The sequence below is a fragment of the Rarobacter incanus genome, from assembly GCF_006715765.1.
Taxonomy (GTDB): Bacteria; Actinomycetota; Actinomycetes; order Actinomycetales; family Cellulomonadaceae; genus Rarobacter; species Rarobacter incanus.
This window is the reverse complement of the sequence record NZ_VFNV01000001.1, coordinates 1,120,779-1,144,727: the sequence shown is the minus strand read 5'-3', so window position 1 is coordinate 1,144,727 and position 23,949 is coordinate 1,120,779. Positions and strand designations below refer to the sequence as shown.

Annotated in this window: 22 protein-coding genes, 2 tRNA genes and 1 riboswitch; of the genes, 17 read left to right on the top strand and 7 right to left on the bottom strand. The window is 66.2% G+C overall.

Features of this window, described 5'->3' with window-relative positions:
• Window positions 1–70: 70 nt before the first annotated feature.
• From FB389_RS04885 to FB389_RS04870, 4 genes are all read left to right on the top strand, one after another.
• Window positions 71–883 carry a DsbA family protein gene (locus FB389_RS04885; RefSeq protein WP_142111626.1) on the top strand — a complete coding sequence of 271 codons (813 nt, stop codon included), beginning with the start codon at window positions 71–73 and terminating at the stop codon, window positions 881–883.
• 117 nt (window positions 884–1,000) lie between these two features.
• Window positions 1,001–1,073 (top strand) — tRNA-Thr (locus tag FB389_RS04880).
• Between the two features lie 136 nt (window positions 1,074–1,209).
• On the top strand, window positions 1,210–1,497 hold the full coding sequence (locus tag FB389_RS04875) for a DUF3263 domain-containing protein (protein ID WP_211344952.1): 288 nt from the start codon (window positions 1,210–1,212) through the stop codon (window positions 1,495–1,497).
• 60 nt (window positions 1,498–1,557) lie between these two features.
• Window positions 1,558–2,259 (top strand): LytR C-terminal domain-containing protein, encoded by a 702-nt coding sequence (locus FB389_RS04870; protein WP_170207879.1) that lies wholly within the window; start codon window positions 1,558–1,560, stop codon window positions 2,257–2,259.
• Here the strand turns inward: FB389_RS04870 and FB389_RS04865 are convergent.
• Window positions 2,256–3,563 carry a glycoside hydrolase family 15 protein gene (locus tag FB389_RS04865; RefSeq protein WP_142111623.1) on the bottom strand — a complete coding sequence of 436 codons (1,308 nt, stop codon included), beginning with the start codon at window positions 3,561–3,563 and terminating at the stop codon, window positions 2,256–2,258. The two genes, FB389_RS04870 and FB389_RS04865, sit on opposite strands and share 4 nt — an antisense overlap.
• A gap of 211 nt (window positions 3,564–3,774) precedes the next feature.
• Here FB389_RS04865 and groL point away from each other — a divergent pair, with 211 nt between their 5' ends.
• Entirely contained in the window at window positions 3,775–5,397 is a 1,623-nt protein-coding gene (gene groL, locus FB389_RS04860; RefSeq protein ID WP_142111622.1) for a chaperonin GroEL, read from the top strand.
• 151 nt (window positions 5,398–5,548) lie between these two features.
• Window positions 5,549–6,247, top strand: coding sequence for an HD domain-containing protein (locus FB389_RS04855; protein WP_246043524.1), 699 nt, complete (start codon window positions 5,549–5,551; stop codon window positions 6,245–6,247).
• On the opposite strand, the gene FB389_RS04850 is transcribed toward FB389_RS04855, so the two are convergent.
• The 3 genes from FB389_RS04850 to FB389_RS04840 form a co-directional block, all read right to left on the bottom strand.
• Complete coding sequence (locus tag FB389_RS04850) at window positions 6,237–8,012, bottom strand: sensor histidine kinase (RefSeq protein WP_142111621.1); 1,776 nt, start codon at window positions 8,010–8,012, stop codon at window positions 6,237–6,239. The genes FB389_RS04855 and FB389_RS04850 overlap by 11 nt on opposite strands.
• Before the next feature lie 23 nt (window positions 8,013–8,035).
• The gene (locus tag FB389_RS04845; RefSeq protein WP_142111620.1) at window positions 8,036–8,758 is read right to left on the bottom strand and encodes a response regulator transcription factor; all 723 of its coding nucleotides are present in this window, start codon (window positions 8,756–8,758) and stop codon (window positions 8,036–8,038) included.
• Between the two features lie 115 nt (window positions 8,759–8,873).
• Window positions 8,874–9,479 (bottom strand): NYN domain-containing protein, encoded by a 606-nt coding sequence (locus tag FB389_RS04840; protein ID WP_142111619.1) that lies wholly within the window; start codon window positions 9,477–9,479, stop codon window positions 8,874–8,876.
• 133 nt (window positions 9,480–9,612) lie between these two features.
• Between FB389_RS04840 and FB389_RS04835 the strand changes: the two genes are divergently transcribed.
• The 3 genes from FB389_RS04835 (at window position 9,613) to FB389_RS04825 (ending at window position 12,353) form a co-directional block, all read left to right on the top strand.
• Entirely contained in the window at window positions 9,613–9,996 is a 384-nt protein-coding gene (locus FB389_RS04835; protein ID WP_142111618.1) for a cold-shock protein, read from the top strand.
• Window positions 9,993–11,135, top strand: coding sequence for a DUF3027 domain-containing protein (locus FB389_RS04830; RefSeq protein WP_142111617.1), 1,143 nt, complete (start codon window positions 9,993–9,995; stop codon window positions 11,133–11,135). Before FB389_RS04835 ends, FB389_RS04830 begins: the two co-directional genes overlap by 4 nt.
• Window positions 11,136–11,510: 375 nt before the next feature.
• Entirely contained in the window at window positions 11,511–12,353 is an 843-nt protein-coding gene (locus tag FB389_RS04825; RefSeq protein ID WP_142111616.1) for a hypothetical protein, read from the top strand.
• Window positions 12,354–12,535: 182 nt separating this feature from the next.
• On the opposite strand, the gene FB389_RS04820 is transcribed toward FB389_RS04825, so the two are convergent.
• Window positions 12,536–12,805: a DUF2530 domain-containing protein gene (locus FB389_RS04820; protein ID WP_142111615.1), complete on the bottom strand. Its 270-nt coding sequence runs from the start codon at window positions 12,803–12,805 to the stop codon at window positions 12,536–12,538.
• Complete coding sequence (serC, locus tag FB389_RS04815; RefSeq protein ID WP_142111614.1) at window positions 12,806–13,924, bottom strand: phosphoserine transaminase; 1,119 nt, start codon at window positions 13,922–13,924, stop codon at window positions 12,806–12,808. It lies immediately after the preceding gene.
• A 130-nt stretch (window positions 13,925–14,054) separates the two neighbouring features.
• Between serC and FB389_RS04810 the strand changes: the two genes are divergently transcribed.
• The 3 genes from FB389_RS04810 (at window position 14,055) to FB389_RS04800 (ending at window position 17,063) form a co-directional block, all read left to right on the top strand.
• Window positions 14,055–14,756 (top strand): iron-dependent transcriptional repressor DtxR, encoded by a 702-nt coding sequence (locus tag FB389_RS04810; RefSeq protein ID WP_142111613.1) that lies wholly within the window; start codon window positions 14,055–14,057, stop codon window positions 14,754–14,756.
• A gap of 133 nt (window positions 14,757–14,889) precedes the next feature.
• Window positions 14,890–15,053, top strand: a riboswitch (cyclic di-AMP (ydaO/yuaA leader).
• Window positions 15,051–15,968 (top strand): C40 family peptidase, encoded by a 918-nt coding sequence (locus tag FB389_RS04805; protein WP_246043523.1) that lies wholly within the window; start codon window positions 15,051–15,053, stop codon window positions 15,966–15,968. It overlaps the preceding riboswitch by 3 nt.
• A 132-nt stretch (window positions 15,969–16,100) precedes the next feature.
• Window positions 16,101–17,063 carry a universal stress protein gene (locus tag FB389_RS04800; RefSeq protein ID WP_142111612.1) on the top strand — a complete coding sequence of 321 codons (963 nt, stop codon included), beginning with the start codon at window positions 16,101–16,103 and terminating at the stop codon, window positions 17,061–17,063.
• Window positions 17,064–17,150: 87 nt separating this feature from the next.
• Here the strand turns inward: FB389_RS04800 and FB389_RS04795 are convergent, their stop codons facing one another.
• Window positions 17,151–17,588 carry an OsmC family protein gene (locus tag FB389_RS04795; protein ID WP_142111611.1) on the bottom strand — a complete coding sequence of 146 codons (438 nt, stop codon included), beginning with the start codon at window positions 17,586–17,588 and terminating at the stop codon, window positions 17,151–17,153.
• Window positions 17,589–17,728: 140 nt separating this feature from the next.
• Here FB389_RS04795 and FB389_RS04790 point away from each other — a divergent pair.
• From FB389_RS04790 to mscL, 5 genes are all read left to right on the top strand, one after another.
• Window positions 17,729–17,801, top strand: a tRNA-Arg gene (locus tag FB389_RS04790).
• A 384-nt stretch (window positions 17,802–18,185) separates the two neighbouring features.
• On the top strand, window positions 18,186–22,529 hold the full coding sequence (locus FB389_RS04785; RefSeq protein WP_142111610.1) for a hypothetical protein: 4,344 nt from the start codon (window positions 18,186–18,188) through the stop codon (window positions 22,527–22,529).
• A 15-nt stretch (window positions 22,530–22,544) separates the two neighbouring features.
• Window positions 22,545–22,736, top strand: a complete 192-nt coding sequence (locus tag FB389_RS04780; RefSeq protein WP_142111609.1) for a hypothetical protein — start codon at window positions 22,545–22,547, stop codon at window positions 22,734–22,736.
• A gap of 70 nt (window positions 22,737–22,806) precedes the next feature.
• Complete coding sequence (locus FB389_RS04775) at window positions 22,807–23,469, top strand: SAF domain-containing protein (protein ID WP_142111608.1); 663 nt, start codon at window positions 22,807–22,809, stop codon at window positions 23,467–23,469.
• Window positions 23,470–23,511: 42 nt separating this feature from the next.
• Window positions 23,512–23,922, top strand: coding sequence for a large conductance mechanosensitive channel protein MscL (gene mscL / locus FB389_RS04770; RefSeq protein WP_342776022.1), 411 nt, complete (start codon window positions 23,512–23,514; stop codon window positions 23,920–23,922).
• Window positions 23,923–23,949: the final 27 nt, after the last annotated feature.

Sequence of the window (23,949 nt, the reverse complement as noted above, 5' to 3'; positions counted from 1 at the left end):
CCAAGGGCGCCGCCCCGCGGGGCGCAACCTATCGTGAGTGCAGCAACCCGACCAGCAGGAGATAGCAAACATGGCCGCAAATCAGCCATCCAAATCTGAGCTTCGTGAGCAGGCGAAGAACAAGGCCGCGGCGCTGCGCGCCGAACAACTCAAGAAGGAAGCGCGCGTGCGGCGAATAACGCTGCTTTCGATCATTTTGGGGCTGATTCTCGTGGCCGCGCTCATCGCGGTTGTCGTCGTCAATGGCAACAAGAAAAACACTGTCTCCGCAGACGCTGCGGGCCCGACCGTCGCCACTGGTGTGAACGGCGGAATCCCATTCGGCAAGGATGGCATCGCCGGAACCACCAACGAGGGCGCGATCAACGTGGAGGTCTACGCGGACTTCCTGTGCCCCTGGTGCGGCAAGTTCGAGGAAACCAACAATCCGACCCTTAACGAGTACCGTGAAGCGGGCAAAATCACCGTCGTGATTCACCCGCTGTCGATGCTGTCGCGGGGATCTAAGACCGCCTACTCTTCGCGTTCGGCCGGCGCCTTCGCCTACGTTGCGCAAAACGAGCCGGATAAGGCGCTCGCCTTCAACCAGACCCTGTACGACAACCAGCCCGACGAGTCCGGGTCGGGGCTGACCGACGACGAGATCGTGGACCTCGCTAAGCAAGCCGGTGTATCCGACACCGTCGCCGCCGCGAGCGTCGGCGGGGAATTCATCGACTGGACGATCAACAATTACACGCGGGCCACGCAAAACACCGTGGCGGCGGGCGAGGACGGGTCGTTCTCCACCCCGACGATCATCATCAACAACACGAAGTACGCGGGGAGCCCAACGGACGCCGATGCGTTCAAGGCCGCCTTGGACGCGGCCGTTGGTTCGTAACGGACAGCCGCTTGCGCGGGGTTGGCGGCAGGTTGTGCGGGCGTAGCCCCGCTCGCTTTCGACCTGCCGCCAACCCGAACGTGACTCGGGCACCGATTTTCGGTAGTCTGGGCGCGCGCCGCCTTAGCTCAGTTGGTAGAGCATTCGCCTTGTAAGCGAAAGGTCGTCGGTTCGAACCCGACAGGCGGCTCCGCGAGATTCGGCCCCTGACCTGCGAAAACAGGTCGGGGGCCGATGTGTTTTTGCGGCGCGTGCGATCCCACGCACAACTGACAGACGCCGGTTTCCAGGAGGAAGATGCCCCGCGGGCGGTTACCATGGAACCCATGTCTGAGCCGCAATTCGAAGCCGACCGCGAGGCGCCTGGCCTCAGCGAAATGGAGATGGCGATCCTCGAATTCGAACGGGGATGGTGGAAGTTTGCGGCGGCCAAGGAGCAGGCCATCGCGGCGGAATTCGCAATGAGTCCCACGCAGTACTATCAGCTTCTCAACAAACTCATAGACACGCCCGCGGCGCTCGCCGCGCAGCCGCTGCTGGTAAAGCGTTTGCGCAGGATGCGCGAAGCGCGCCAGCGTGAACGGAGCAGCGGGAGGCGGGGAACTCGTCAGTAATCCGGCGCAATTGAAGCGCGCTAACGCCACCTTCACGGCAATTACCGGTAACCTGTGCTGGTGACCAAGGAATACCAATATCCCGCGGACGAGTTTGACGTTGCCTCAGTTGACGGCGGGCCCCAGGGGGCGCATCGCGCCAAACCGTCGCGGGCCAAGGCGTGGATCGTTGCACTCATCGTCCTGGTCCTGGCGGGTGGCTTGGGGTATGCGGCAGCGACTTATGGCCCATCGCTCTTGGGACTGACCTCGGAAGAGATCGCTGACACCGTCGGAATCGAGTCGCAGACCGTGACGTCGAGCGCAACGACGTCTGCGGCAACGGATTCGGCGTCGACCGCCGCAACCCAGGGCGGAACGGATGCAAGCACCGATGCTGACGCCGGCAAGGACGCGGCAGCGGATGCAAGCCAGGACAAGGACGCCACGAAGGACGAGGCCAACGACGAAGCGGGCAGCGACGCCGCTAGCGCGCAGGCAACCGTCGATAAGTCGACGGCCGTTCGCGTGTTGAACGCGACCAGCACAAAGGGCCTGGCCGCGGGCGCAACGACCAAACTGAAGGCCGCGGGATGGTCCAGCCTGACGGCAACGAACTACAAGGGCAACGCGGTCAGCGCGTCGGTCGTCTACTTCAAGACCGATGCCGACGAGGCAAACGCGAAGAGCGTCGCCAAGACGCTCGGGATATCGAAGACCCTCAAGGTTCCCGCGCTGACGGGCTCCGTCTCCGCGATCCTGGCGAGCGACTACCGCAACTAGGAATCTCGCGTCGCCGATTCCAACCGGATGAGCGTCAGCAGCACCAGCGAGTCGCTCCACCCCAGGGGGGCGACGGCGGCCGGGGAGCCGTCCGCCAGCACCTTTTCGGGAATAGAGCCTACCGTGGTCAGGTGTGCGCCGATCCAGTCGATCCAAGCGTAGGCCTCGGCGGGATCGCCGTTGTAGGCCGCGCTGAGCGCGTTCACACCCACCGAGGGGGTCCAGGAAATCCCGTCGTTGCGCCAGGAACCGCCGGGGGCAAGGCCGCCAGCGGGACGCATCATCGCGGCGAGGGCGTCCTTGCGGGCCTGGGTGGCTCCGGGCAGTGCGCTCGACACGAACGGCGGGGCGATGAACGCGGTCGCGCCGTCGGACGCGGTTTGGCCGATGCTGCCCAGGTACCCGCGATCCCGCGGGTATCCGAAGGAGCCGAAGGCTGCGACAACCACCTCGCGGTAGCGCGCAACGACACCTGGCGCGACCATCCCCAGATCGGCCCCGGCCTCCAGCCCCATCAGCGCGGATGCGGCGGTACCGAGGGTAACGCGGTGGGAGCGGGTCTCCCAATAGTCGGGCGAGGCCGGGGGCAGCCGCGTCCCGTCCACCGTGGTGCGCAACAGGTACCCCACCGATCGGCGCAATAGGGGCGCTGTTTCCGCATCGAAGGCGGCCACGTCCGCGGCGGGGATTTGCGCCCGCACCATCGCGGTGGCCCACATCGCCCACCCGGCGGCGTCGTACTGCTGCGGGCGCGCATCGGGCACTCGCCCCGAGTCGTCGGGCAGGTAGCGCGCCTGGAACGCGCCGTCGTCCCCCTGCACGCTGCCGAGGAACCGCAGGATCCCTCGCGCCTGTGCGAGGTGCCCCGTCTGCGCGAATGCGACCGCCGCGAAGGCGCCGTCGCGTGGCCACACATAGCGCCACTTCGGGTCCCAGCCTGCAACAGCGGCGAACGCCTGCGTTCCGTCGTCCAGGCGTACGGGCACCGTCAGCGCCCGTAGATCAAGCAGCGCGCGCCGCGCCAGTGCCTCGTAGCGCGTGCCCGCGCCGGGCACCGTGCCCTCGCCCAGCCACAGGATTTCTTCCAACGAGGCCCCCGCCCCCGTTTCCCCGGCCGGAATCTCCGTGCGCGTCCCATCGGGTTCGACTCGGACCCCGGCGGAGATAAGGGCGATGTGCGCGGTCGTTGGCGCGGCGGGCGTGCAAGACGTGCCCAGCAGCGAAACGACGACGGCGACTCCGATCGCGCGCGCGCCGCGCCGCCACGGGCTGCGCGTGTCCGCGGCGCCAACGCTCCTTTTCACGCTCACAGCGTAGCGACATCGGCGCATTCATCTTGCACTCGCCAGTGGAGAGTGCCAATAATGGGGTTAGCACTCTTGGACTGAGAGTGACAGATTTGCCGATCATCCGGTGAGGTTCGATGTCGCGCGTGATGTGAACGCGCGGCGCGGGCCGTCCGTCGCGGGCACCGGGTGATCACTCCGACCAGCCACAAATGGAGGAACACTCCCCATGGCAAAACTCATTGCCTTCGATGAGGAAGCCCGTCGCGGTATCGAGCGTGGGCTCAACCAGCTCGCCGACACCGTCAAGGTGACCTTGGGACCCAAGGGACGCAACGTCGTTCTCGACAAGAAGTGGGGCGCACCCACGATCACCAACGATGGTGTATCCATCGCTAAGGAAATTGACCTCGAGGACCCGTTCGAGCGCATCGGCGCCGAGCTCGTCAAAGAGGTTGCCAAGAAGACGGACGACGTTGCCGGTGACGGCACCACGACCGCAACCGTTCTGGCCCAGGCACTGGTGAAGGAGGGCCTGCGTAACGTGGCCTCCGGCGCCAACCCGATCGCTCTGCGCAAGGGCATCGAGAAGGCAGTCGCCGCCGTGACCCGCGAGCTTCACTCCCTGGCCAAGGACATCGAATCGCAGGACGAGATCGCGGCAACCGCCGCCATTTCGGCCGGTGACGAGGAGATCGGTCGCCTGATCGCGCAAGCGATGGAGACCGTCAAGAAGGAAGGCGTCATCACCGTCGAGGAGTCGAACACGTTCGGCCTCGAGCTTGAGCTCACCGAGGGTATGCGCTTCGACAAGGGCTTCCTCGCCCGTTACTTCGAGACCGACCCCGAGCGCCAGGAAGCGGTTCTGGAAGACCCGTACATCCTGCTGGTCGAGTCGAAGATCTCCAACGTCAAGGACCTGCTGCCGCTGCTGGACCAGGTCATCAAGCAGGGCAAGGCGCTGCTGATCATCGCCGAGGACGTCGAGGGTGAGGCCCTGGCAACCCTGGTGCTGAACAAGATCCGCGGAACGTTCAAGTCCGTTGCCGTCAAGGCTCCTGGCTTCGGCGACCGTCGCAAGGCGATCCTGCAGGACATCGCGATTCTGACCGGCGCCACGGTCGTCTCCGAAACCGTTGGGCTCAAGCTGGAAACCGTTGGCCTGGACGTGCTGGGATCGGCCCGCAAGGTTGTCGTGACCAAGGACGAGACCACCATCATTGAGGGTGCCGGGGACGCAGAGCTGATCGCCGGCCGTGTCAAGCAGATCCGCTCGGAAATCGAGAAGTCCGACTCCGAGTACGACCGCGAGAAGCTCCAGGAGCGCCTGGCCAAGCTCGCCGGTGGTGTCGCGGTCATCAAGGCGGGTGCCGCAACCGAGGTCGAGCTCAAGGAGCGCAAGCACCGCATTGAGGACGCTATCCGCAACGCGAAGGCTGCCGCTGAAGAGGGCATCGTCGCCGGTGGTGGCGTGGCGCTGATCCAGGCCGGCAACGTTGCTTTCGAAACCCTTGAACTCCAGGGCGACGAGGCAACTGGTGCTCGCATCGTGAAGGTTGCCATCGAGGCTCCGCTCAAGCAGATCGCCGCCAACTCCGGTCTTGAGGGCGGGGTCGTCGTCGAGAAGGTGCGCTCGCTGCCGGCCAACCACGGCCTGAACGCGGCAACCGGCGAGTACGAGGACCTGCTCGCCGCAGGCGTCACCGACCCGGTTAAGGTCACCCGCTCCGCGCTGGAGAACGCTTCGTCGATCGCGGCCCTGTTCCTGACCACCGAGGCCGTCGTGGCCGACAAGCCGGAGAAGGCCGCACCCGCCGCTCCGGGCGGTGAGGACTTCGGCGGCGGATTCTGATCCGCGGCCTCTAGGCCCGCAACGTAACGTTGCACACACGAGGGGTGCCACCCGGGTTTGCCGGGTGGCACCCCTCGTTTCTTGCGGGCGCTATCCCACCGTTCGGGCACCGCGGTTTGCAATATGGCACGCGGTGGACAACGCTTGGGGCATGCCCATACACGCCGACACGGCACCCTCGTGGCTCTTGACCGGATGGGTGCGCGCATGCCACGCGGAGGGCGCCACCGTGTCCGACGCGGCGTTGCTCGCAACCGCCCATGACCTGCTGGTGCTGTGGGACGACCCCTCGCGCAAGTACCACTGCATCACCCATCTCATTGACGTCCTGCGGCGGGTGGACGAGCTTGCCCAGGAGGCGCACGACGCCAACGCCGTGCGCCTCGCCGCGTGGTACCACGGGGCCGTGTTCACCGCGGACTCGGTGTCCGCCTACGAGAACAGGGCGGGGGAAAATTCGGCGGCCAGCGCCAACCTGGCGCGCGAGCAGCTTGCGGCGCTTGGCGTCCCCGGGGCGAACATCGAGCGGGTCGCGGAACTGGTGCACGCCGTTCACCAGCAGGCGGGCGGCGCGGGGCCCAAGGACAGCGACGCGAACGTGCTGCTCGATGCCGACCTGGCGGTTCTGGCGGAATCACCGCAGCGGTACCGCGCCTACATGACCGCGATCCGCGACGAGTACTGCGACATTCCGGAGGACGACTACATAACCACGCGGCTGCGAATCCTGGAGAAGATCCAGGGGCGCAAGCGTATCTTCTTGTCGCCCGGTGCCGCGGCCTGGGAGAAGCAGGCACGCGAGAACCTGGAAGCCGAAATCGTGCGGCTGCGCGCGAAGCTCAAGAAGTAGCGAGCGGGAGCTCGACCTCGATCGTCAACCCGCCACCGGGGGTGTTCGACGCCGCCGCGCAACCGCCCAGCGATGCAGCAATTGCGGCCACGATCGAAAGTCCCAGGCCGGACCCGCCCGAACGCCGGTCCCGCGAGGAATCGGCGCGGTAGAACCGCTCGAAGAGGCGCGGGAGCTGATCGGCGGATACGCCGGGACCGTGGTCGCGAACCAAGATGACGCCCATGTCCCCGCGCGTGCCGACGCCGAGCTCGACGGCCGTGCCGGTTGGGGTGTGCCGCACGGCGTTGCCCACCAGGTTCATCACGACCTGGCGCAGGCGGTCCTCGTCCCCGATGACGACGGCGCGGCCGCTGAGGGCGTCGCCCGGATCTATGTCCGAACCGTCCAATGCGGTCACCCGCACGCTGCGCGTCGCGTCCAGGGCGCCAAGGTCCATCGCCCCGTCGCGCGCTAGCGCGAAAAGATCGACGGGGTCGTGGCGGAGCGCTCGTCCCTCATCGAGGCGGGCCAGGGCCAGCAGATCCTCGACCAGCATGCCCATGCGCCGCGATGAGTCCTCGATTCTGCGCATGGTGTCATCCATCGCTTCCTGCGAGGTCAGCGCGCCCATGTGGTAGAGCTCGCCGTAGCCGCGGATGGTGGCCAGGGGCGTGCGCAGTTCGTGGCTGGCGTCCGAAACGAACTGGCGCATGGACGCCTCCGAGCGTTCACGGGCGTCGAACCCGGCCTCGATCTGGCTCAGCATCACGTTGAGCGAATGGCCGAGCGACCCCACCTCAGTGCTCTGCGGCATCGCCGGCACGCGCGCCGATAGGTCCCCCTCCGCGATTCGCGCGGCGGTGGCCTCGATGCGCCGCAGCGGCTTGAGGGAGGTGCGCACCGCAAAGTACCCGAATACCGCCCCGGCCAGCGCGATTGCCATCGTGGTCAGCACAAAGGCCACGCGGACCTGGTTCCCCGTGCGAACCGCGTAGGTGAGGGGCAGTGCGACGTACGCCATATCCGCTGTGTGGGCGTCGGAAATTCCCTGCAAAGGAATGCCAACCACGCGCCAGGTGGGCGTCGATAGCGTTGGCTTTGTGCCGCCCGGAGGCGTGATTCCCCGCGTCGTGAACGCGGTGGTCAGGCCCGTTGTCGAAATCGGCGCACCGTCCAGTGAGGGGATGCCGTTGGCAGCGACGTTGCTCTTGGCGCACAGGTACTGCGACTGGGCGGTCGATGGTTGCGTCCCGATGACCAGCGCGAAGCAGTAGTCGGTAGGCAGCGGATTGGTGCCGGTGGCGGCCTCCAGTGATGCCACCTCGCCGCGGTTGTACAGGCTGGTGGCGTTGTCGAAGAGCCGCTCGTCGATCTGGCGCTGCAGCAGTCGTTCGATTTGCATCGTCGAAAACGTTCCGACGGCACCGATGCCGCACACCAGCAGCAGTGTGATAACCGAGACGAGGCGAATGCGCAGCGGTACGCGCGCCCAGGCGCGGCGCAGCGTCGTGACGGTCGAACCGGCGGTTGCGCCACCCCGTTCCGGGGCATCGTTGGCCGATGCGTCGCCCGCGCGTCCGGGTCCCTGCGGGGTCGCTGCGCCGCCGGGTAGTTCACCTGCTGCGCCGGCGCCGGGGGGCGCCGCCTCGTTGTGCGGTGCCTGCGGCTGGAAGCGCGCCAGGCCGTCGCTCGCCTCTGCGGGCGCGGCGGGTGGGGCAGGCTGGGTCGCGGGCGTTGCCGCCGCGTTCTCGCGGGGTTTGCCTGGGGTGCCGGGGAAATCCACGTCGGTGTGCCGATCCGGGCCGCTCAGCGGCTGACCGGTTGGCGCATCAGGTATCCGACACCGCGCTTGGTGTGGATGAGCGGCTCGACCTCCTTGCCGTCCTCCGTCTTGACGTGGTCGATTTTGCGCCGCAAGTAGGAAATGTACGACTCGACGATGTTAGCGTCGCCGCCCCAATCGTAGTCCCACACGTGGTCGAGGATCTGGGCCTTGGATAGGACGCGACCAGCATTGAGCATGAGATATCGCAGCAGCTTGAATTCGGTGGGCGACAGCTCAATCATCTGCCCGGCGCGGGTCACCTCGTGCGAATCCTCGTCCATCGCCAGGTCGGCAAACCGCAAAATGGCGTCGTCCTCCGGGGCCTCGGGGCTGGTGCGTCGCAACACCGCGCGAATCCGGGCGACGACCTCTTCCAGGCTGAACGGCTTGGTGACGTAGTCGTCGCCGCCGACAGTCAGGCCGTTGATCTTGTCCTGCGTGTCGTCGCGAGCGGTCAGGAAGAGCACCGGCGTATGCACGCCCTTTTCCCGCAGTCGGCGGGTGACGGTAAAGCCATCGATGTCAGGCAGCATGACGTCCAGCACGACCAGATCGGGTTGCAGATCTGTCACCAATTGGAGGGCTGAACTGCCGTCCGCCGCTCCGTGCACCTCGAAACCGGCGAAGCGGAGCGAGGTGATGAGCAGTTCGCGAATGTTGGGTTCATCGTCGACGACTACGAGTTTTGCTTCGGGGCTTGCCATATACACAGCATCTAACTGCCCCCTGATAATTACCTGGGAGGTGGTTGGGTGTTCGTTGTCAATTTGTAGGATGCGCGATCGAAGCGTGCTGTGGCGCCAATCCCGGCCCGGCGGGCTAGATGAACATGGTCGGGTCGAACTCGTCGAGCGGGATGATGCGAACGCGCGGCAGCTGCGTGGTGAACGCGCCCACTACGTGCTCGAGGTCGTAAACCGTGACGCCGCGTTCCGAGAGGGCTGCCAGTTGGGAGGACACGAACTCACGGAACGCGATGACGCCCACGCGGTGGCCGCGGTCGAGTAGCGCGTCGAGTTGCGGCAGGAAGTCGCCGTCGTGGCTGGCCAAGAGCACATCCGCGGGCCGTCCAACCAACACGTCGAGGGTTCGTTGGATACCGATGTCAACGACCTTTTCGGTGGCGTCGCCGGCCAGCGGCACGGGACGGTAGTCCATCGCCAGCAACGCCTGCACGAAGTTGAGCGGCATCTGCCCGGAACTCGCGTTGAGGAAGAAGAGGTTTGTTGCCGGCTGTTCCCACAACTCGGCGGCGAATTCCGCGACGCGATCCCAGCGGGGTCGCTCGTCCGGGTTTGGCCTGCGCCCCAACACGCTCATGCCTAAGGTCGCGTCGATGTTCTCGCCGTCAACAATCAGATAAGTTTTACGTTCATTAAAATCGTTCACGATATGAGCGTACCCGGAGTCCAGGAGACAAGCCATTACGGGGTTTGCGGCGTGTAGACTGGTGCGTTCACTGATCGGCCATGGTGGCATGATCAGGTTGGGCACCTACACTATGAGTTGGGTGCCCGTGGCAATCCTGACAGTTTCGTTTCTATGAGTGAGGTCCTCCGTGCCTACCGGCAAAGTCAAGTTCTTCGATGCTGACCGCGGCTTTGGGTTCATTGAATCCGAAGACGGATCGCGAGTGTTCTTGCACGCCAACGCGTTGCCCGATGGGGTTACGTCACTCAAAAAGGGTGCACGCGTAGAGTTTTCCGTCGCGGACGGGCGCAAGGGTCCGCAGGCGCTGACGGTGACCCTGCTTTCGCCCGCACCGAGTGCTACCAAGGCGCACCGCAAGTCCCCCGATGACATGGCGGTGATCATCGAAGACGTCATCAAGATGCTCGACGAGGTCGGTGCACGTCTGCGCAAGGGGCGCTACCCCGAGGGTGCGCAGGCGGAGCGCACGGCAGCGGTTCTGCGCCGAGTCGCCGATGAGATCGAGGGATGACGGCTCCCGTGGCTGCCCGCCGTAAAGCCGCGAAAGACGCGGTGCTCGCCGCGTGCATAGATCTGGCGCGTGAAGCCGCCATGCAAACGGCCGACCGGCCGGGCGATGTGGGGGAGCACGTTTCGTTTGCCATGGTCGGCGAGCGCTTGGCCGTCCACAATTTTGCGTGCACGCTGCCGGGCTACCTCGGGTGGCACTGGGCGACGGTGGTTGCGCGGGCGCCGCGATCCCGGACCGCAACGATCTGCGAGGTGACGCTGCTCCCGGGCGACGGCGCCTTGCTCGCACCCTCGTGGCTGCCGTGGGCGGACCGGCTGCGCCCGGGCGATATCGGGCCGGGTGATGAGCTTCCCTTCCGCCCGGACGATCCGCGGTTGGAACCCGGCTACAAGCGAAGCGGCAATCCCGACATCGACGAGGTCGCGGTAGAGGAACTGGCCCTGGAGCGGACCCGCATTCTGAGCCGCGATGGGCGCGACGAAGCGGCGGCGCGCTGGTACGCGTCAGATCGCGGGCCCGCGACCGCGGTCGCCATTCACGCCAGCGCCCCGTGCAACGCGTGCGGCTTCTGGGTTCCTCTGCAGGGTGCGCTCGGCCAGGTTTTTGGTGTTTGCGCCAATGAATGGTCCTCCGACGACGGACGGGTGGTCTCGCTCGACCACGGGTGCGGGGCTCATTCGGAGACGGATACCCCGCAGGTACCGTCGCTGTGGGCGGACCCGTCGCCGCTCATTGATGAGTTGACGATCGACATTGAAGAAGCAGTAGGAACCGAGTCCGCCGAGGGCGGTGATAGTGATCCAGAACACAAAAATGTGGACGGCGATAAACCTATCGATTCAGTGTCTGGCGCGGTGTCGAAGCGCGCCAAGAATGCGCGAGGCAAGGCCGTTCGCGGGAAGTCGGGGCGTGGGGGCCTGGACGCCTCTGGTGCAGGCGCGACTGTAACGTCGCCTGCTGCCGATAAGGCGGCGGGCGCCGATGATGTGTCTGGCACCGATGACGCGGTGGGCACGGATGGCGCTGCGGGGGCCGATGATTCGGTGGTAGCCGATGACGCGGTGGGCACGGATGGTGCTGCGGGGGCCGAAACGTCGCCGCCGACCGGTGAGAGCGCGGACAATCCGCGCGATCTGTAGGTTTACCGAAGCCGAGGAGCCCGTTTTCGTGGCCAAGCCCCGCTCACATTCGTGAACGGGGCTTTCAAGTGTCCGGCAACACTCATAGGAAATGCATGGGATGAATTCGCGTGTCCCGGCGTGCGATACGCGGGTTTTGTGCGTAGGCTGACAAAAAGGACGATCGTTCGTTACCGGACATAAGTTCGCCGACCACGGTAATAATGGTCGTGAAACGCTGTTTGCGGGCGAAAAGCTCTCGACGTTACCGGGTGAAAATACCTTGATGAGTTCTTTTGTAAGGGAATTCCCAGTTGAATTAGATACGATGTGTCTAACACAAGTGGTATCCCGGGTTTCCCGGAACCTAATCCGAATGTAAAGGGAGGGTAAGAGATGCAGACGAATACGCGAGGTAACTCCGTTGCACGTCGGCGTCGCATGTCCGCGGCCGAGGTTCGTTCAGCAATGATCGACGCCGGGCGCCGCAGCATCTGGAACGCGGGTCTGACACTGGACCTAAACGACTCGCACTTCGACGATCTCATTCGCAGCGCGTCGGTTCCAAGGTCGTCGGTCTTTCGCATCTGGCAGACGAAGGCTGACTACCTGGTCGATCTGTACGAAACGCTGGGCGGGCCGCAGGGTGGCGCGCGCGGAAGCCTGTTCGCCGAGCAAATTCTCAAGGACGAGGTCTTCGCCCACGTTGAGGACGTAGCCGGGGAATTTGCGGGCAAGCTGGACACCCCGCAGGGACGCCGGTCGCTGGTTGAGGAGGTCGTGCGCCGCGGCGTCAAGGCCAGCTTCGATGCTTACACGGCGCCGTCGGAGTGGCAGACCTACGCGCAGATGATGATCTCGGCACCGGTGTTGACCGACCTGCCGGACGGCGCGCGCATCGCGGACACGCAGGTGCAGACCGAGCGCAACGATGTCATCGCGCGGCTCGCCGACCGCTACCGCGTGGTTTTCAACGACGTGCTGAACCTGCACCCGCGCGACGAGGAATTGCGTTACGAATACTTCGTGATCGCCGGCATGAGCCTGATCGAGGGCTTCGCGACCCGCGAGGTCCTGGCGAAGGCGGCCAGCGCGGATGCGGACCACGCAGTGCCGTCGCTGCATGATCTGTCGACCGCCACGGTCAAGCGCGTCGACCGCGACGGAGTCGAGCGCGAGTGGCTTCCGGTCGCTCTCGCCTACCTGGCGGTACTCGACACCTTCTTCGAGACGCGGTAGTAATCGTCGCGAACGTCACGAAGGCGGGGCGGCACTGGTTCTAAAGCCGGGTGCCGCCCCGCCTTCGTTCGTGCGGCCAGGGGCCTACTGGGAGGCGGGCCGGCCCGCCGTCGCGGTTCGCCGCGGCGGCCTGCGAGGGTGCACTAAAGCGTCCCCTGAGCGATTGCGATACCGCCGGCGTGTTACTTGCGCCGGCCGGCCAGGACCCAGCCGATCGAACACAGGCCGACTACCACGCCCGACACCGCGGTCGTCAAGCAAGAAAGAAAGCTATCCCCGCTCATGGTGCCGCGGGTCAGTACGACGATGGCCGCGACCGCCCAGGCCAGCGTTCCGGTGATCAAGAATGGCAGCAGGTTGCGGCGGCGTGCGGGCAGCGCCGTCCGGGACCGTGCCGGTGCGGGCGGCGCGGACGAACCGGCGTCTTGGGGTCGGGGGTCGCTGGAGGGCATCTAGCTCAGTCTCTCTGCGACGTACGCGATGCATTCGGTGAGGCGGCGCACGTCGTCCGGGTCGACGGCGGGGAACATCGCCACCCGCAGCTGATTGCGGCCGAGCTTGCGGTAGGGGTCGATGTCCACGATTCCGTTCCCGCGCAGGATTGCCGAGATCGCGCAGGCGGGGACCTCGTCGGAAAAATCGATCGTCCCGACCACGTTCGATCGGTGGGTGGGGTCCTGCACGAAAGGCGTCGTGTAGGGCGTGCTTTCGGCCCAGGCGTAAAGGATGCTCGCCGATTCGGCGGTGCGCCGCGTCGCCCAATCCAGCCCGCCGCGGTCGTTGAGCCAGGCCACCTGGTCGGCCAGCAGCACGAGCGACGCGATGGCCGGAGTATTCAGCGTCTGGTTGGACCGCGAATTGTCCAGGGCCGTCTTGAGCGAGAGGAACTGCGGGATCCAGCGGCCCGAGGCCGCGATCTCCTCGATGCGTTCGATGGCCGCAGGCGATACTGCCGCGAGCCACAGGCCGCCATCGGAGCCGAAGTTCTTTTGGGGCGCGAAGTAGTAGACGTCCGTGTTGGCTATGTCTATCGGCAACCCGCCGGCGGCCGAGGTCCCGTCAACGACGACGAGCGCGTCGGATCCGCCCAAACGGGTCACGGGGGCGGCCGCTCCGGTGGAAGTTTCGTTGTGGGGCCACGCGTAGACGTCCGCGCGCGGATCCGCGGCGGGCAGGGCCACCCAACCCGCCGGGCCGTCGGTAACCAGCGAATCGGCAAGGAAGGGAGCGGCCGACGTTGCCGCGGCGAATTTCGAGCCGAACTCTCCAAAAACTCCGTGCGCCGCGCGCTCGCGCACGAGGCTGAACGTGGCCGCGTCCCAGAAAGCCGTTGAGCCGCCGTTGCCCAGGATGATTTCGTAGCCGGCCGGCAGGTGGAAGAAATCCGCAAGTCCGCCGCGGATCGCGCCGACCAAGTCCTTCACGGGCGCCTTGCGGTGGGACGTGCCCAGCAGCGTGAGCCCGGCGGCGGCGAGCGCGTTCACCTGGTCCTGGCGCACCTTCGATGGCCCGGAACCGAATCGGCCGTCAAGGGGAAGGATCGAGGAGGGGATAGTTAGTTCAGCAGCCACAGGCACAACAATAGTGCGAAACGGTCGCGCATATGACCACTTGCCGTCCGTTGTCACGATATCTGGGCGTGCGCGCCGACCGGTCGCGATAGGCTAGTACGAGTGTTGGAGCAAGGAGCAGGAGGCCCCGATGAGTGACCTCATCGACACGACCGAGATGTACCTCAAGACCATCTACGAGCTGACGGAAGAGGGGATTGTCCCCTTGCGTGCGCGTATCGCGGAGCGCCTGGGGCATTCGGGTCCCACCGTCTCGCAGACCGTGTCCCGCATGGAACGTGACGGCTTGGTCGTCGTCGCGGGAGACAGACACCTCGAGCTGACCCCGCTGGGAATCGAAACGGCGACGCGGGTGATGCGCAAGCATCGGCTCGCCGAGCGGCTGCTCACAGACGTCATTGGCCTTGACTGGCCCCACGTGCACGAAGAGGCGTGCCGGTGGGAGCACGTGATGAGCGAATTGGTTGAGCGCCGCCTGGTCGAACTGCTAGAGCACCCCCACTTTGACCCCTACGGAAACCCGATTCCCGGGCTGGAAGAAATCGGTGAGGAGAAAACGCGGGAGCTGTTCAGGGATGGCGTGATCCCGCTCGACGAAGCGCTGCGATCGGTGGCCGATGGGGAGGCCGTCGTCAGGACGGTGAAGCGCATCGGCGAACCGTTGCAGCCGGATGTGGAACTGCTAGCCCAATTCGAGGGCGTGGGAGTGATTCCCGGGAATGCGATCGAGATCACTCGATCCAAGGATCGGTACGTCATGGGCGGGGTCGGAAGCGACTCGGTGGTGGATCTTGCCGCCGAACTTGCTAAACACGTGTTCGTTGCGGAGTAGCGCCGGGCGGGTCGGCACCCACCAAAGGTTAAATCTTCGTGACCTGACCGTGACATTCACCTTGAGGTGAGCTAACCTAAAGGGGCTTGGGCCGTACGGCGCCAAGCGACCCAAGCGGAACGCCAAACCCAGCCGCCGCTTGGAGCCTCATGCGAGAATCATCGGCTGGGACGGGGGAACCAACAGCGATCACGGAAGTGATCTTGGGGTGAAGTGCGGGCCGCGCGATGCGGACCGCGCCGGGCATTCTCCGCCCGAACCCGACAGCTCACCTCGGCGGCTGAGGAGACATTTGTGAGTAACACGCAACGTGGGCGCCACCGTTCTGACGCTCGGCCCGTGACACCGTTGTCGATTGCAACGCAGGTCGCAGGCCAAAAGGCCGCCGCGGTTGGGCGCGGGTCGGCCGTAGTCATCGCTTCATCGGGAATGCTGGTCGGTTCGGTAGTGAGCCCCGCGGGTGCGATCGCGGCGGAGCAAACAACGGCGACCGCCGATGCGCACTCCGTCGCCGCAGAGGCCGGATTGGGTGCCGCCGTTGTCACCCCCGTCACCGTCGCATCGAGCGTGGTGTGGGACGACGACGCCAGCGAGCTCAAGGTCAAGAAGGCGCCCAAGCCGGAAAAGGAAAAAGAGGTTGCGGCCACCGTCACCGCCCGGACGGCAACCGCGACGGCGTCGCGTTCGCAGACGCGGACCGCACTGGATTCCGGCGACGACTCCGCCAGCGACGCGCAGGCGCAGGACGACGAGCCTAGTTCTTCCAAGGACGCCGCCGACGGCGACTCCGCGGCTAAGAAGTCGACCAAGAAGTCGGCGAAGAGCGACTCCGACAGCGATGACGTGAGCGATGTCGTCGATACCTCGGATGCCGCGGAGCGCGGCGCCGCCGTGGTAGAGATAGCGAAGCGTTACGTCGGGGTTCCCTACGTCTACGGCGGGACAACGCCCAGCGGGTTCGATTGTTCAGGCTTCACCTCCTACGTCTACGCGAAGCTGGGCATCTCGCTTCCGCGTAGCTCGGGTGCGCAGCGTTATGCGGGCAAGGTCGTGTCCGCGAAGGACGCTCTGCCGGGTGACATCGTGTGGAGCCCGGGTCACGTCGCGATCTACGTTGGGGGCGGGAAGATCATCGATGCGCCGCGTCCCGGCAAGTCGGTGAACGTTCGCGCTATGTACCAATCGAACCCCGTCTACATTCGCATCTCGTAGTCTGGACAATCCGTCTCGCATGCTCTGCGGCGGCGGCTTTTCCCGTCCCTTGACGCAATCCCGGAGTAGAGTTGACTGACGGGGCCGGTGGGTGGTGGCTCCTCCAGCGACTTCGAAGCGGAGGTTCATGTCATGGTAAAACCAGTTGTCATTGGGGTTGACGGGTCGCGGGCGAGCCGCGTAGCCCTGGCGTGGGCGATCAGGCTCGCCAAGAAGAACGGTGCCAAGGTCATCGCGCTGTGCTCGTACTCTCTGCCGTCCTTCACCGTCGCATCGCTCGACGGGGGATACGCGGCGCTCGACGACGCCGCGATTGCCGCCGGTGCGAAGAAGGTGGCCGAGCAGGCCCGCGAGGAGGCCATCGCGCAAGGAGTCGAGGCGTCGGCGAGCGTGGTGCCGGGTGACGCGGCGGCCGCGCTGATTGAGGCGAGCAAGGAAGCGTCGGCGGTCGTGGTCGGCACGCGCGGTGGATCGGGCATACCCGAACGCCTGCTCGGCACCGTGTCCTCGGCACTGCCCGCGCACTCTCACTGTCCCACCGTCTTGGTTCCGTTGCAGTCGGCCCAGCCCATCGGGGGCGGCCTGGAAGAAAACTCGATAGAGGACACCCATCCGGCCGTTACGCTGCGACCCATAAAGCGCATCGTCGTCGGGGTCGATGGTTCGGTGACCTCGCAGGTCGCGTTGCGGGTCGCCATGAAGGCGGCGAAGGACTGGGGGGCGGAGCTGGTCGTCGTCGGTGGCGTGCCGATCGCTTCGGGATCGGGGATTTTGGCCTGGCTTCCGGCGGCTATCGATCGGCATCAGATCGTCGCGGATGTGCGCGCGGGGATCGAGAAGCTCGTCGCGAAGGCGAAGGCAGAGATCGCCGGGATCGAACCGGAAATTGTGGTGGTTGACGGAACCGGAGCCGAGTTGCTCACGCGTTTCTCGAAGACCGCGGATCTGCTGGTGCTCGGCTCGCGTGGCCGGGGAGGCTTCGCGGGGCTGCTGCTCGGTTCGACGTCGCAGGCGGTTCTGCACCACTCGGCGTGCCCGGTGCTCGTCATCAACAAGCGCACCGATATCGACGACGCGGAACTGGACGCGGTCTAAAGGAAGGGACGAGGTCGCCCGCTCCGCTGCGCGGAGCGGGCGCGCCGCGAAGCGGCCCTCGTCAATGCTTGGGTGGTCCCGAAGAAGTCAGTCCCGCGGGTCCACAACGCGCATGTCAATTGTCGCGCCTGCCTTCACCGTGCGAGCGACCGTGCAAGCCTGCTCTATCGAACGGGTGACGACGGTGATGAGTCGTTCGCGGGCAACGGGGTCCAACGATGAGAGGTCCAGTTCGATGCGCTCGGCAAACCGGGGGTAGCGGTCTTGCGCGGGGTCCTTGTCGCCGCCGACCTCGATCGTCATGGCGGCGTCGTCGCCGAGCCTGCGAGTGACGGCCGATTCCGCGGTGAAGCCCGCGCATGCCGCCAGGGCGACTTTTAGTAGTTCGCCCGGCGTGAAGGTGTCGGGGAACGAGGCGTCGCCGATGGCGACCTCGCCGCCGCGAGAGGATCGGCCAACGAAACGCCGATGCGCGAGGCGGCTGACAGTGACGGGTGGGAACGCGCTGGGATCTGTTTGCGTCATACGAACATTGTGGCACCGTCGGCCCAGGGTAACGCGGGCACGGGGCGCGGGTTCCAGGGGTGGGACGGGCGGCGCGCAGGGTGCGCGATGACCGCGTGGCGGAAAACCGTTACAGTAGTATCTGCACGCGCCCGCGCGCTGCGCCCGTAGCTCAGGGGATAGAGCACCGCTCTCCTAAAGCGGGTGTCGTTGGTTCGAATCCAATCGGGCGCACAAGTAAAAGGCCAGGTCTAAGGCTGTTTGTGTCAAACGGACGGGGTTGCTGTTGGGCCGATAGCCCGCAAAAAGTCCGCAGTTTTTTTCGACGAGGCCAGCGCCGCCGCGCCCGCCGCCCCGGCAATGAGCTGTGATCGACGCCGCTCGCCTTGACGAACCGCGGACAAACAAGGCATGATCGACAACTAGGCGATGCGCACCACATGCCCCCCTGCGTGGTGCGCATCGCCGTTTTTGTGCCCCGCGCCGGGTCCAATTCGACTCCCCGCCCGGTTTTTCTGCACATTCCGGCGTGCCCTGGCCGGATTTGCCTCACTGCTTGGCTAGCGTCAGATCGGGTGCCCCTATCCTTGGGCGCCCTGTCCAACGGGAGGAACCTCAGTGGATCAGGCATCCGGCTCCATGACTGAAGGCTCAAGCGCGCGCCGCGAGGCCCCGGCACAGCCGCGCATCGTGCCCGAAAAGGTGGCGGCGCCGGAACTGGTTCGGCCCCGTTCGGCGAGCGAACTGGTGCGCATCGCGGTGGATCGCTGGCGCGAGGCCCTGGTGCAGATGTCGGGCGGATCACCGCTGCGAGACATCGACCTATTGGACGACGCGAAACTCGATTTGGCCGGGGTGCATCCCTCCGGCGTCGCGCAGCTCTTTACCGGCAGGCCGACTCGCCTCTCGAACATCTTCCGCGACACTGCGACGCTGCCGTCGGCTCGTCGCCACCTGCGCCTGGTCCTGGAGCGGGCCAAAGAACAGTCCGAAAAGTTCGGCATCGCGCCCATGTACCTGGTCATCGGCGTGGCGCACTGGACCGAGCGGCACCCCGCGAAGGCGGACTTCGAGGATCTGAGCGCCTTGATGCGCGTCACAGACACCGCGGGCGCCGCCGACGCCGGGGACGATCGCGAATCGCAACCGGTCGCCGTGCGCGCGCCAGTGCTACTGAGGCCCATTAGCATCAAGCCGCGCGGCAAGGACCAAGCCGATTTCGAGCTGACGCTCGAACCCACAATCGAAATCAACCCGGTGGTGGCGCGCGCCCTGCGCGCCCGCGGCGCGTTGCTGGACCCGCAGTCGCTGGCGCAGGCCACCTTCGATTCCGAGGGCTTCGACCCCGGGGCGGCACTGGACCGCATCGACGCTTTGGGACGCGCCGTCTTCGAGGACTTCACGCTATCCGAGCGGCGCCTGATCGGCACGTTCACGCAACCCGGTCAGGCCTTGGTCGATGACCTGGATGAGTTGGTGGGGTTGGAACACCACGAGCTCATCGCGGCCCTGGCCGGACACGCCCCGAGCCTGGCCTCGTTGGCGGTGGAACTGCCTGCGTTTGACGGTAGGGACGTCGACCCGAACCTGGAACGCGGCGTGGGGGACCTAGATCCCTCCGGGCGCCGGGTGCTGGAAGCGCTCGCAACGGGCGGTCACATCTTTGTGGACGCACCGCTTGGTACCGACACCACGGGACTAGTTGCCGCGGTCGTGGCCGAGGCGTCCGCGATCGGTCGTTCCGTCATGTACGTTCCCGGCCACCGGCGGGCAGCCGCGTCGCTCAAGGTTCGCTTGCACGAACTCGATCTGGAGGAGCTGGTCCTTGACGTGCCGCCGGATCAAAACTGGCGCGCGCGGGTGTCCCAGCGGCTGCTGGGCGCGATGACCCACGACGCCGACCCCGTCGACGTGCAGCGAGTTTCGAAGGTCCGCCGCGAACTGACGACGGTGCGCACCGAACTCACCCGGACCATGGAATCGCTGCATGCGCCGCGACCCGAATGGGGAGTCAGTGCTTACGAGGCGTTGCAGGCGCTGGTGGGGCTATCGAGCGCGACGGATGGACCGCGCACGCGCGTGCGCCTCGACGCGCTCGCGGCGCGGTCGTTGAGCACCGCCGATAGGCAGGAACTGGCGCGACGCATCATTCAGCTGGGCGCCGATGGTGGCCTGTCCGCAGACGCGACGGCTTCGCCCTGGTCCAGCGCGCACTTCGCGGGGCAAAACGACGCCGACCGCGCGCTAGTGCGGGTGGAACGACTGCTGGACGACCTGTTGGTGGCGGTCGGGGACGACATCGCCACGATCACCGAGGAACTGCAAGTGGCCGCCCCGATGACGCTGGGGCAGTGGCGCGAACAAGTGACGGTCCTGATGGATCTGCGCGCCCTGATGAACGACTTTGTCCCCGCCGCCTTCGAGCGTTCGGCGCAAGAACTCATCGCGGCGACCGCAACGAAGGCGTGGCGTTCCGAACAGGGGATATCCATGTCGTGGTCGCAACGGCGCCGCCTCCTCAAACACGCCAACGACCTGGTTCGTCCCGGCACGCATGTGGCGGATCTCCATGCGGAATTGATCAACGTCGAGGAACAGCGCCAGCGCTGGCATCGCGCATTCCCCGATGGCGGCTGGCCGCGTGTTCCCAATGGGATTGCGCGCGCCAACGAACACCTCCAGCTGGCCAGCGAAGACGTTGCCGTCCTAGACGAACTGCTTGGCAGGCGCGGGGCGGACTCGTTCTTCGAATTGGAACTGTCCCAGATGGCGTCGTCGCTTGCCGAATTGCGCATCCCGGTCGACACCCTGCACAAGATTCAGGAGCACGCCGAAGTACTGGAGATGCTGGATCGGTCCGGCGTCAAGGCGCTTGTCGAAGACGTTGCCCGCCGCGGCGTTGCGCTGGATCTGATCGCCGACGAACTCGAATTGGCGTGGTGGACCACCGCCTTCAACGACATATTGGCGAACGACCCGTACCTGTCGCAGATCGATGGCGCGCGCATCGAGACGCTCGCGGCCCGATTCCGGGCGCTCGATGCCGAGCACCTGCGGTTGCTTGTGCCGCCGATCAAGGCGGCGGCCGCGGGGCACATTCACGACGTACTGGGGGAGCACGCGGAGCTGTCCGATGAACTGTTCGCGGAGCTTGTGGACGAACGGCTTGCGTCGATGCGCGATGCGCTGGAGCGATACGGAGACGTGGTCCGCAGGCTGCGGCCGGTACTGATCGCCACCCCAACGCTAGTTCCGCAACTGACCCCGCCCCACCGCACGGTGGATCTGGTCATCATCGATGCGGCCCAGCACCTGAGCGTGGAGACCACGCTGAGCGCGGTGGCGCGGGGCCGCCAGGTCATGGTCGTCGGCGATCGGCGCAGCGCGTCGGGCACCGCCGTGGGGGCCCTGGGGGAGGTACTCACATCGGTGTCGCTTTCCGGGGATTGGGTGCCGCGCGACCCGAACTTGACGCAATTCTTGATTGACCACGGGTACGGCGACGTCCTGCGCCCCATCCCGCTGCCGCAGGCGGAGAAGCTGGTGTCGCTTTGCGTCGTTGATGGTCGCGGCATGCACAACGAGGAGACGGGGCTGGTCGAATCGACCAAGGCCGAGATCGAGAAGGTCATCGAACTTGCAATCGATCAGGCCGTGTCGCGCCCCGATGAGTCGTTGCTCATCGTCACCTCGACCCCGCTGCACGCGGCGCGTATCCGTGCCGAGTTGCTGGCGCAGGTGCGCAGGCACCCGGCGTTGCTGATGTTCTTCGACCCGCGCCGGGCGGAGCCGGTCGTCATCACCGACCTGGTCGGGGCTTCGGGTGTCACCCGCGACGCGGTGATATTCGCGGTCGGGTTCGGGCGCACCCCGCACGGTCGCGTGCTGCACCGATTCGGACCCATGAGCGAACGCGGAGGCGAGGCCCTGCTGCTGTCGATGCTGGGCGACGTGCGCCACCGGCTGTCGATTGTCAGTTCGTTCGGCGCACACGATCTTGATCCGTCGCGGCTCAAGGCCCCCGGCGCGAAACTGCTCGGGGATCTGCTCGAATTTGCGCACGACTACGTCAGCTCCGACCAGGAGGTTGTCGTGGCGGACCAGGCCGAACAACCCAACCAACTCGTCATCGACCTGGCGGCGCGGCTGTGGAATTCGGGGCTGCTGGTGGAAACCGGATACGGCCTGCCCGGCGGCGACAAGATCCCGCTTGCCGTCGCGCACCCCGACTTCCCGGGCGAGTTCTTGGTCGCGGTCCTTACCGACGATGACGCCTACGTTGCCGAACCGAGCGTGCGGGTGCGTGACCGCCAGCGGGCGGCGCGGCTGGAGCGGCTGGGGTGGACCGTCATGCAGGTTTGGTCCGTGTCGTTGTTCCTTGACCCCGAGCGACAGGCTAACCGGATCAGGCAGGCCGTGCTCTCCATCGCCCAGCGTCGCCACGAGTCCGACGCGCCGGTCACGGGTGCGCTGCCAACCCTCCTGGACCAACGCAGCGCCCAGTGGGTCGAGGACATCATCGCCGCCGATGGTCAGGCGGAGCAGGCGCTCGCGACCACCGAAACGGGTGCGCTGCCGATCGTTGCCGCCAGCATTGAGGACGAGGCCCGCCCCACCGCGGCCCGTGAGCTTCCCGACTATGCGCGTTCCCTGGACGAGGGGGCCGGAAGCGCGCAGGCTGGCGCATCCGAACCGGAATCCGGGGCGCAGGTCAGCGCAGTGTCGACGACGGCGAGCGGAATCCTGGCGCCGAACATCCGGCGCGGCCTGCCGGTGAGCGCGTACACGGATGACGAACTCGACGACCTGGTGCGCTGGTTGGGGCTGGACGGCGCCGTGCGGACGCTCGAGCAATGGCTGACCGAACTGCGCCGGGAGCTTGGAATCACCAAGCGGTCGGTGCGGGTGGATGCCTCCTTGACCGCCGCCGTTCGCCGCGTCGTGACCGACCTGCCGCAATGAGCGGGGGCGCGCGACGTGGCCGGTAGGGTTCCCGGGCGCGCTCGGCGGCGTGTCGAACGCGCGGGCGGCGAGGATGGCCCCGTTGCGGGCGCATCGGCCGACGAGCGCGGTGCGGACGAAATGAGCGGTGGCTTGCCCGAGCACGGGCTGACCGCGCAGATTCTGCGCGAGGTCCCGCCACATTGGGAGCCAACCGCGCACGACTAGGTCGTGGAGAAGTTATCCACAGCCGCTCCCGGGGCGCGCGGATGCGGGTTCGCGGTGCCATCGTGGGCCCATGAGCTCCCAACAGGTTTCTGCGCGGCCGTGGTACCTGCGCCGCAAATTGCTCGCGTGGTGGCTGTACCGCACGCGGCCCCTGGCGATCGTGCTGGTGGCGGTGGGTGTCATCGCCGCGCTGCTACCGCGCCCCGCTCCGGTGGGGTCGATTGTCGTCGCGGCGCGCGACATCAGCGCGGGACAATCCCTGACCGCCGCGGACCTAGAACAGGTGTCGGTGAGCGGCACCCTCCACGCGGGGTGGGGGCTTACCGCGCGGATCGCCGAGGTGGCGGGGCGCAGCGCCGTGCGCGATATTGCCCGCGGGAATGCGATTGCGTCCGACATGGTCGGGGACGACGCGCTCGCGCCTTACCTTGCCGGTGGCCGGCAGGCGGTGCCGGTTGCGGTCGCGGAACCGCGGGTGGCGCGGTCGCTGCGCCCCGGCGACCGCGTGGACGTGCTGGTGCCCGACGCGGACGCCGACGGCGGCGCCCGGATACTGGCGAGATCCGCATTGGTGGTTCCCTGGCCGGATGCCACCGGCGGCGGTGCGTCTGGCGCCCAGAGTGATGCGGTGCTGGTCGGCGTGGAGGCCGCCGAGGCGGCAGCCATCGCAGCATACGGGTCGCTCACGAGCGTGACGCTGGTCATGGTGACGGCACAAGCAACAAGTGATTAGATGGGACGTGTTACCCATATTGCATTCTGGAAAGGCGCGCCCATGAAAGACATCCTCAACGGATTCAAGGACTTTATCGCACGTGGCAACGTGGTTGACCTGGCAGTTGGTGTCGTTATCGGTGGCGCCTTCGGCAAGGTCGTTACGGCACTGGTCGAGGGCGTCATCACGCCGTTGATCGCCGCCATCTTCGGCCAACCGAATCTCGATGCCGTCGCAGCTTTCACCGTAAACAAGGCCCACTTCACGCCGGGGACCGTGCTGACGCAGGCACTGAACTTCCTGCTGACCGCGTTGGCCATTTACTTCCTGATCGTTCTGCCGCTCAATAAGCTCGCTGAGCGTCGCGCGGCCAAGACGCCGACGGTTGAGGAAGTAGAGAAGAAGGCCGAGGACGTGGTCCTGCTCGAACAGATCCGCGATCTGCTTTCGCAGCAGCGCCCGCAGCAGTAACTCGCGGGCGCGCGTCGCGCGGCAGCG

Excerpts from the sequence above, each read along its gene's own strand:
- FB389_RS04885 (WP_142111626.1), top strand. The coding sequence starts at position 71 with ATGGCCGCAAATCAGCCATCCAAATCTGAGCTTCGTGAGCAGGCGAAG.
- FB389_RS04875 (WP_211344952.1), top strand. The coding sequence starts at position 1,210 with ATGTCTGAGCCGCAATTCGAAGCCGACCGCGAGGCGCCTGGCCTCAGC.
- groL (WP_142111622.1), top strand. The coding sequence starts at position 3,775 with ATGGCAAAACTCATTGCCTTCGATGAGGAAGCCCGTCGCGGTATCGAG.
- FB389_RS04855 (WP_246043524.1), top strand. The coding sequence starts at position 5,549 with ATGCCCATACACGCCGACACGGCACCCTCGTGGCTCTTGACCGGATGG.
- FB389_RS04845 (WP_142111620.1), bottom strand. The coding sequence starts at position 8,758 with ATGGCAAGCCCCGAAGCAAAACTCGTAGTCGTCGACGATGAACCCAAC.
- FB389_RS04840 (WP_142111619.1), bottom strand. The coding sequence starts at position 9,479 with ATGGCTTGTCTCCTGGACTCCGGGTACGCTCATATCGTGAACGATTTT.
- FB389_RS04830 (WP_142111617.1), top strand. The coding sequence starts at position 9,993 with ATGACGGCTCCCGTGGCTGCCCGCCGTAAAGCCGCGAAAGACGCGGTG.
- FB389_RS04825 (WP_142111616.1), top strand. The coding sequence starts at position 11,511 with ATGCAGACGAATACGCGAGGTAACTCCGTTGCACGTCGGCGTCGCATG.
- FB389_RS04820 (WP_142111615.1), bottom strand. The coding sequence starts at position 12,805 with ATGCCCTCCAGCGACCCCCGACCCCAAGACGCCGGTTCGTCCGCGCCG.
- FB389_RS04810 (WP_142111613.1), top strand. The coding sequence starts at position 14,055 with ATGAGTGACCTCATCGACACGACCGAGATGTACCTCAAGACCATCTAC.
- FB389_RS04800 (WP_142111612.1), top strand. The coding sequence starts at position 16,101 with ATGGTAAAACCAGTTGTCATTGGGGTTGACGGGTCGCGGGCGAGCCGC.
- FB389_RS04795 (WP_142111611.1), bottom strand. The coding sequence starts at position 17,588 with ATGACGCAAACAGATCCCAGCGCGTTCCCACCCGTCACTGTCAGCCGC.
- FB389_RS04775 (WP_142111608.1), top strand. The coding sequence starts at position 22,807 with ATGAGCTCCCAACAGGTTTCTGCGCGGCCGTGGTACCTGCGCCGCAAA.
- mscL (WP_342776022.1), top strand. The coding sequence starts at position 23,512 with ATGAAAGACATCCTCAACGGATTCAAGGACTTTATCGCACGTGGCAAC.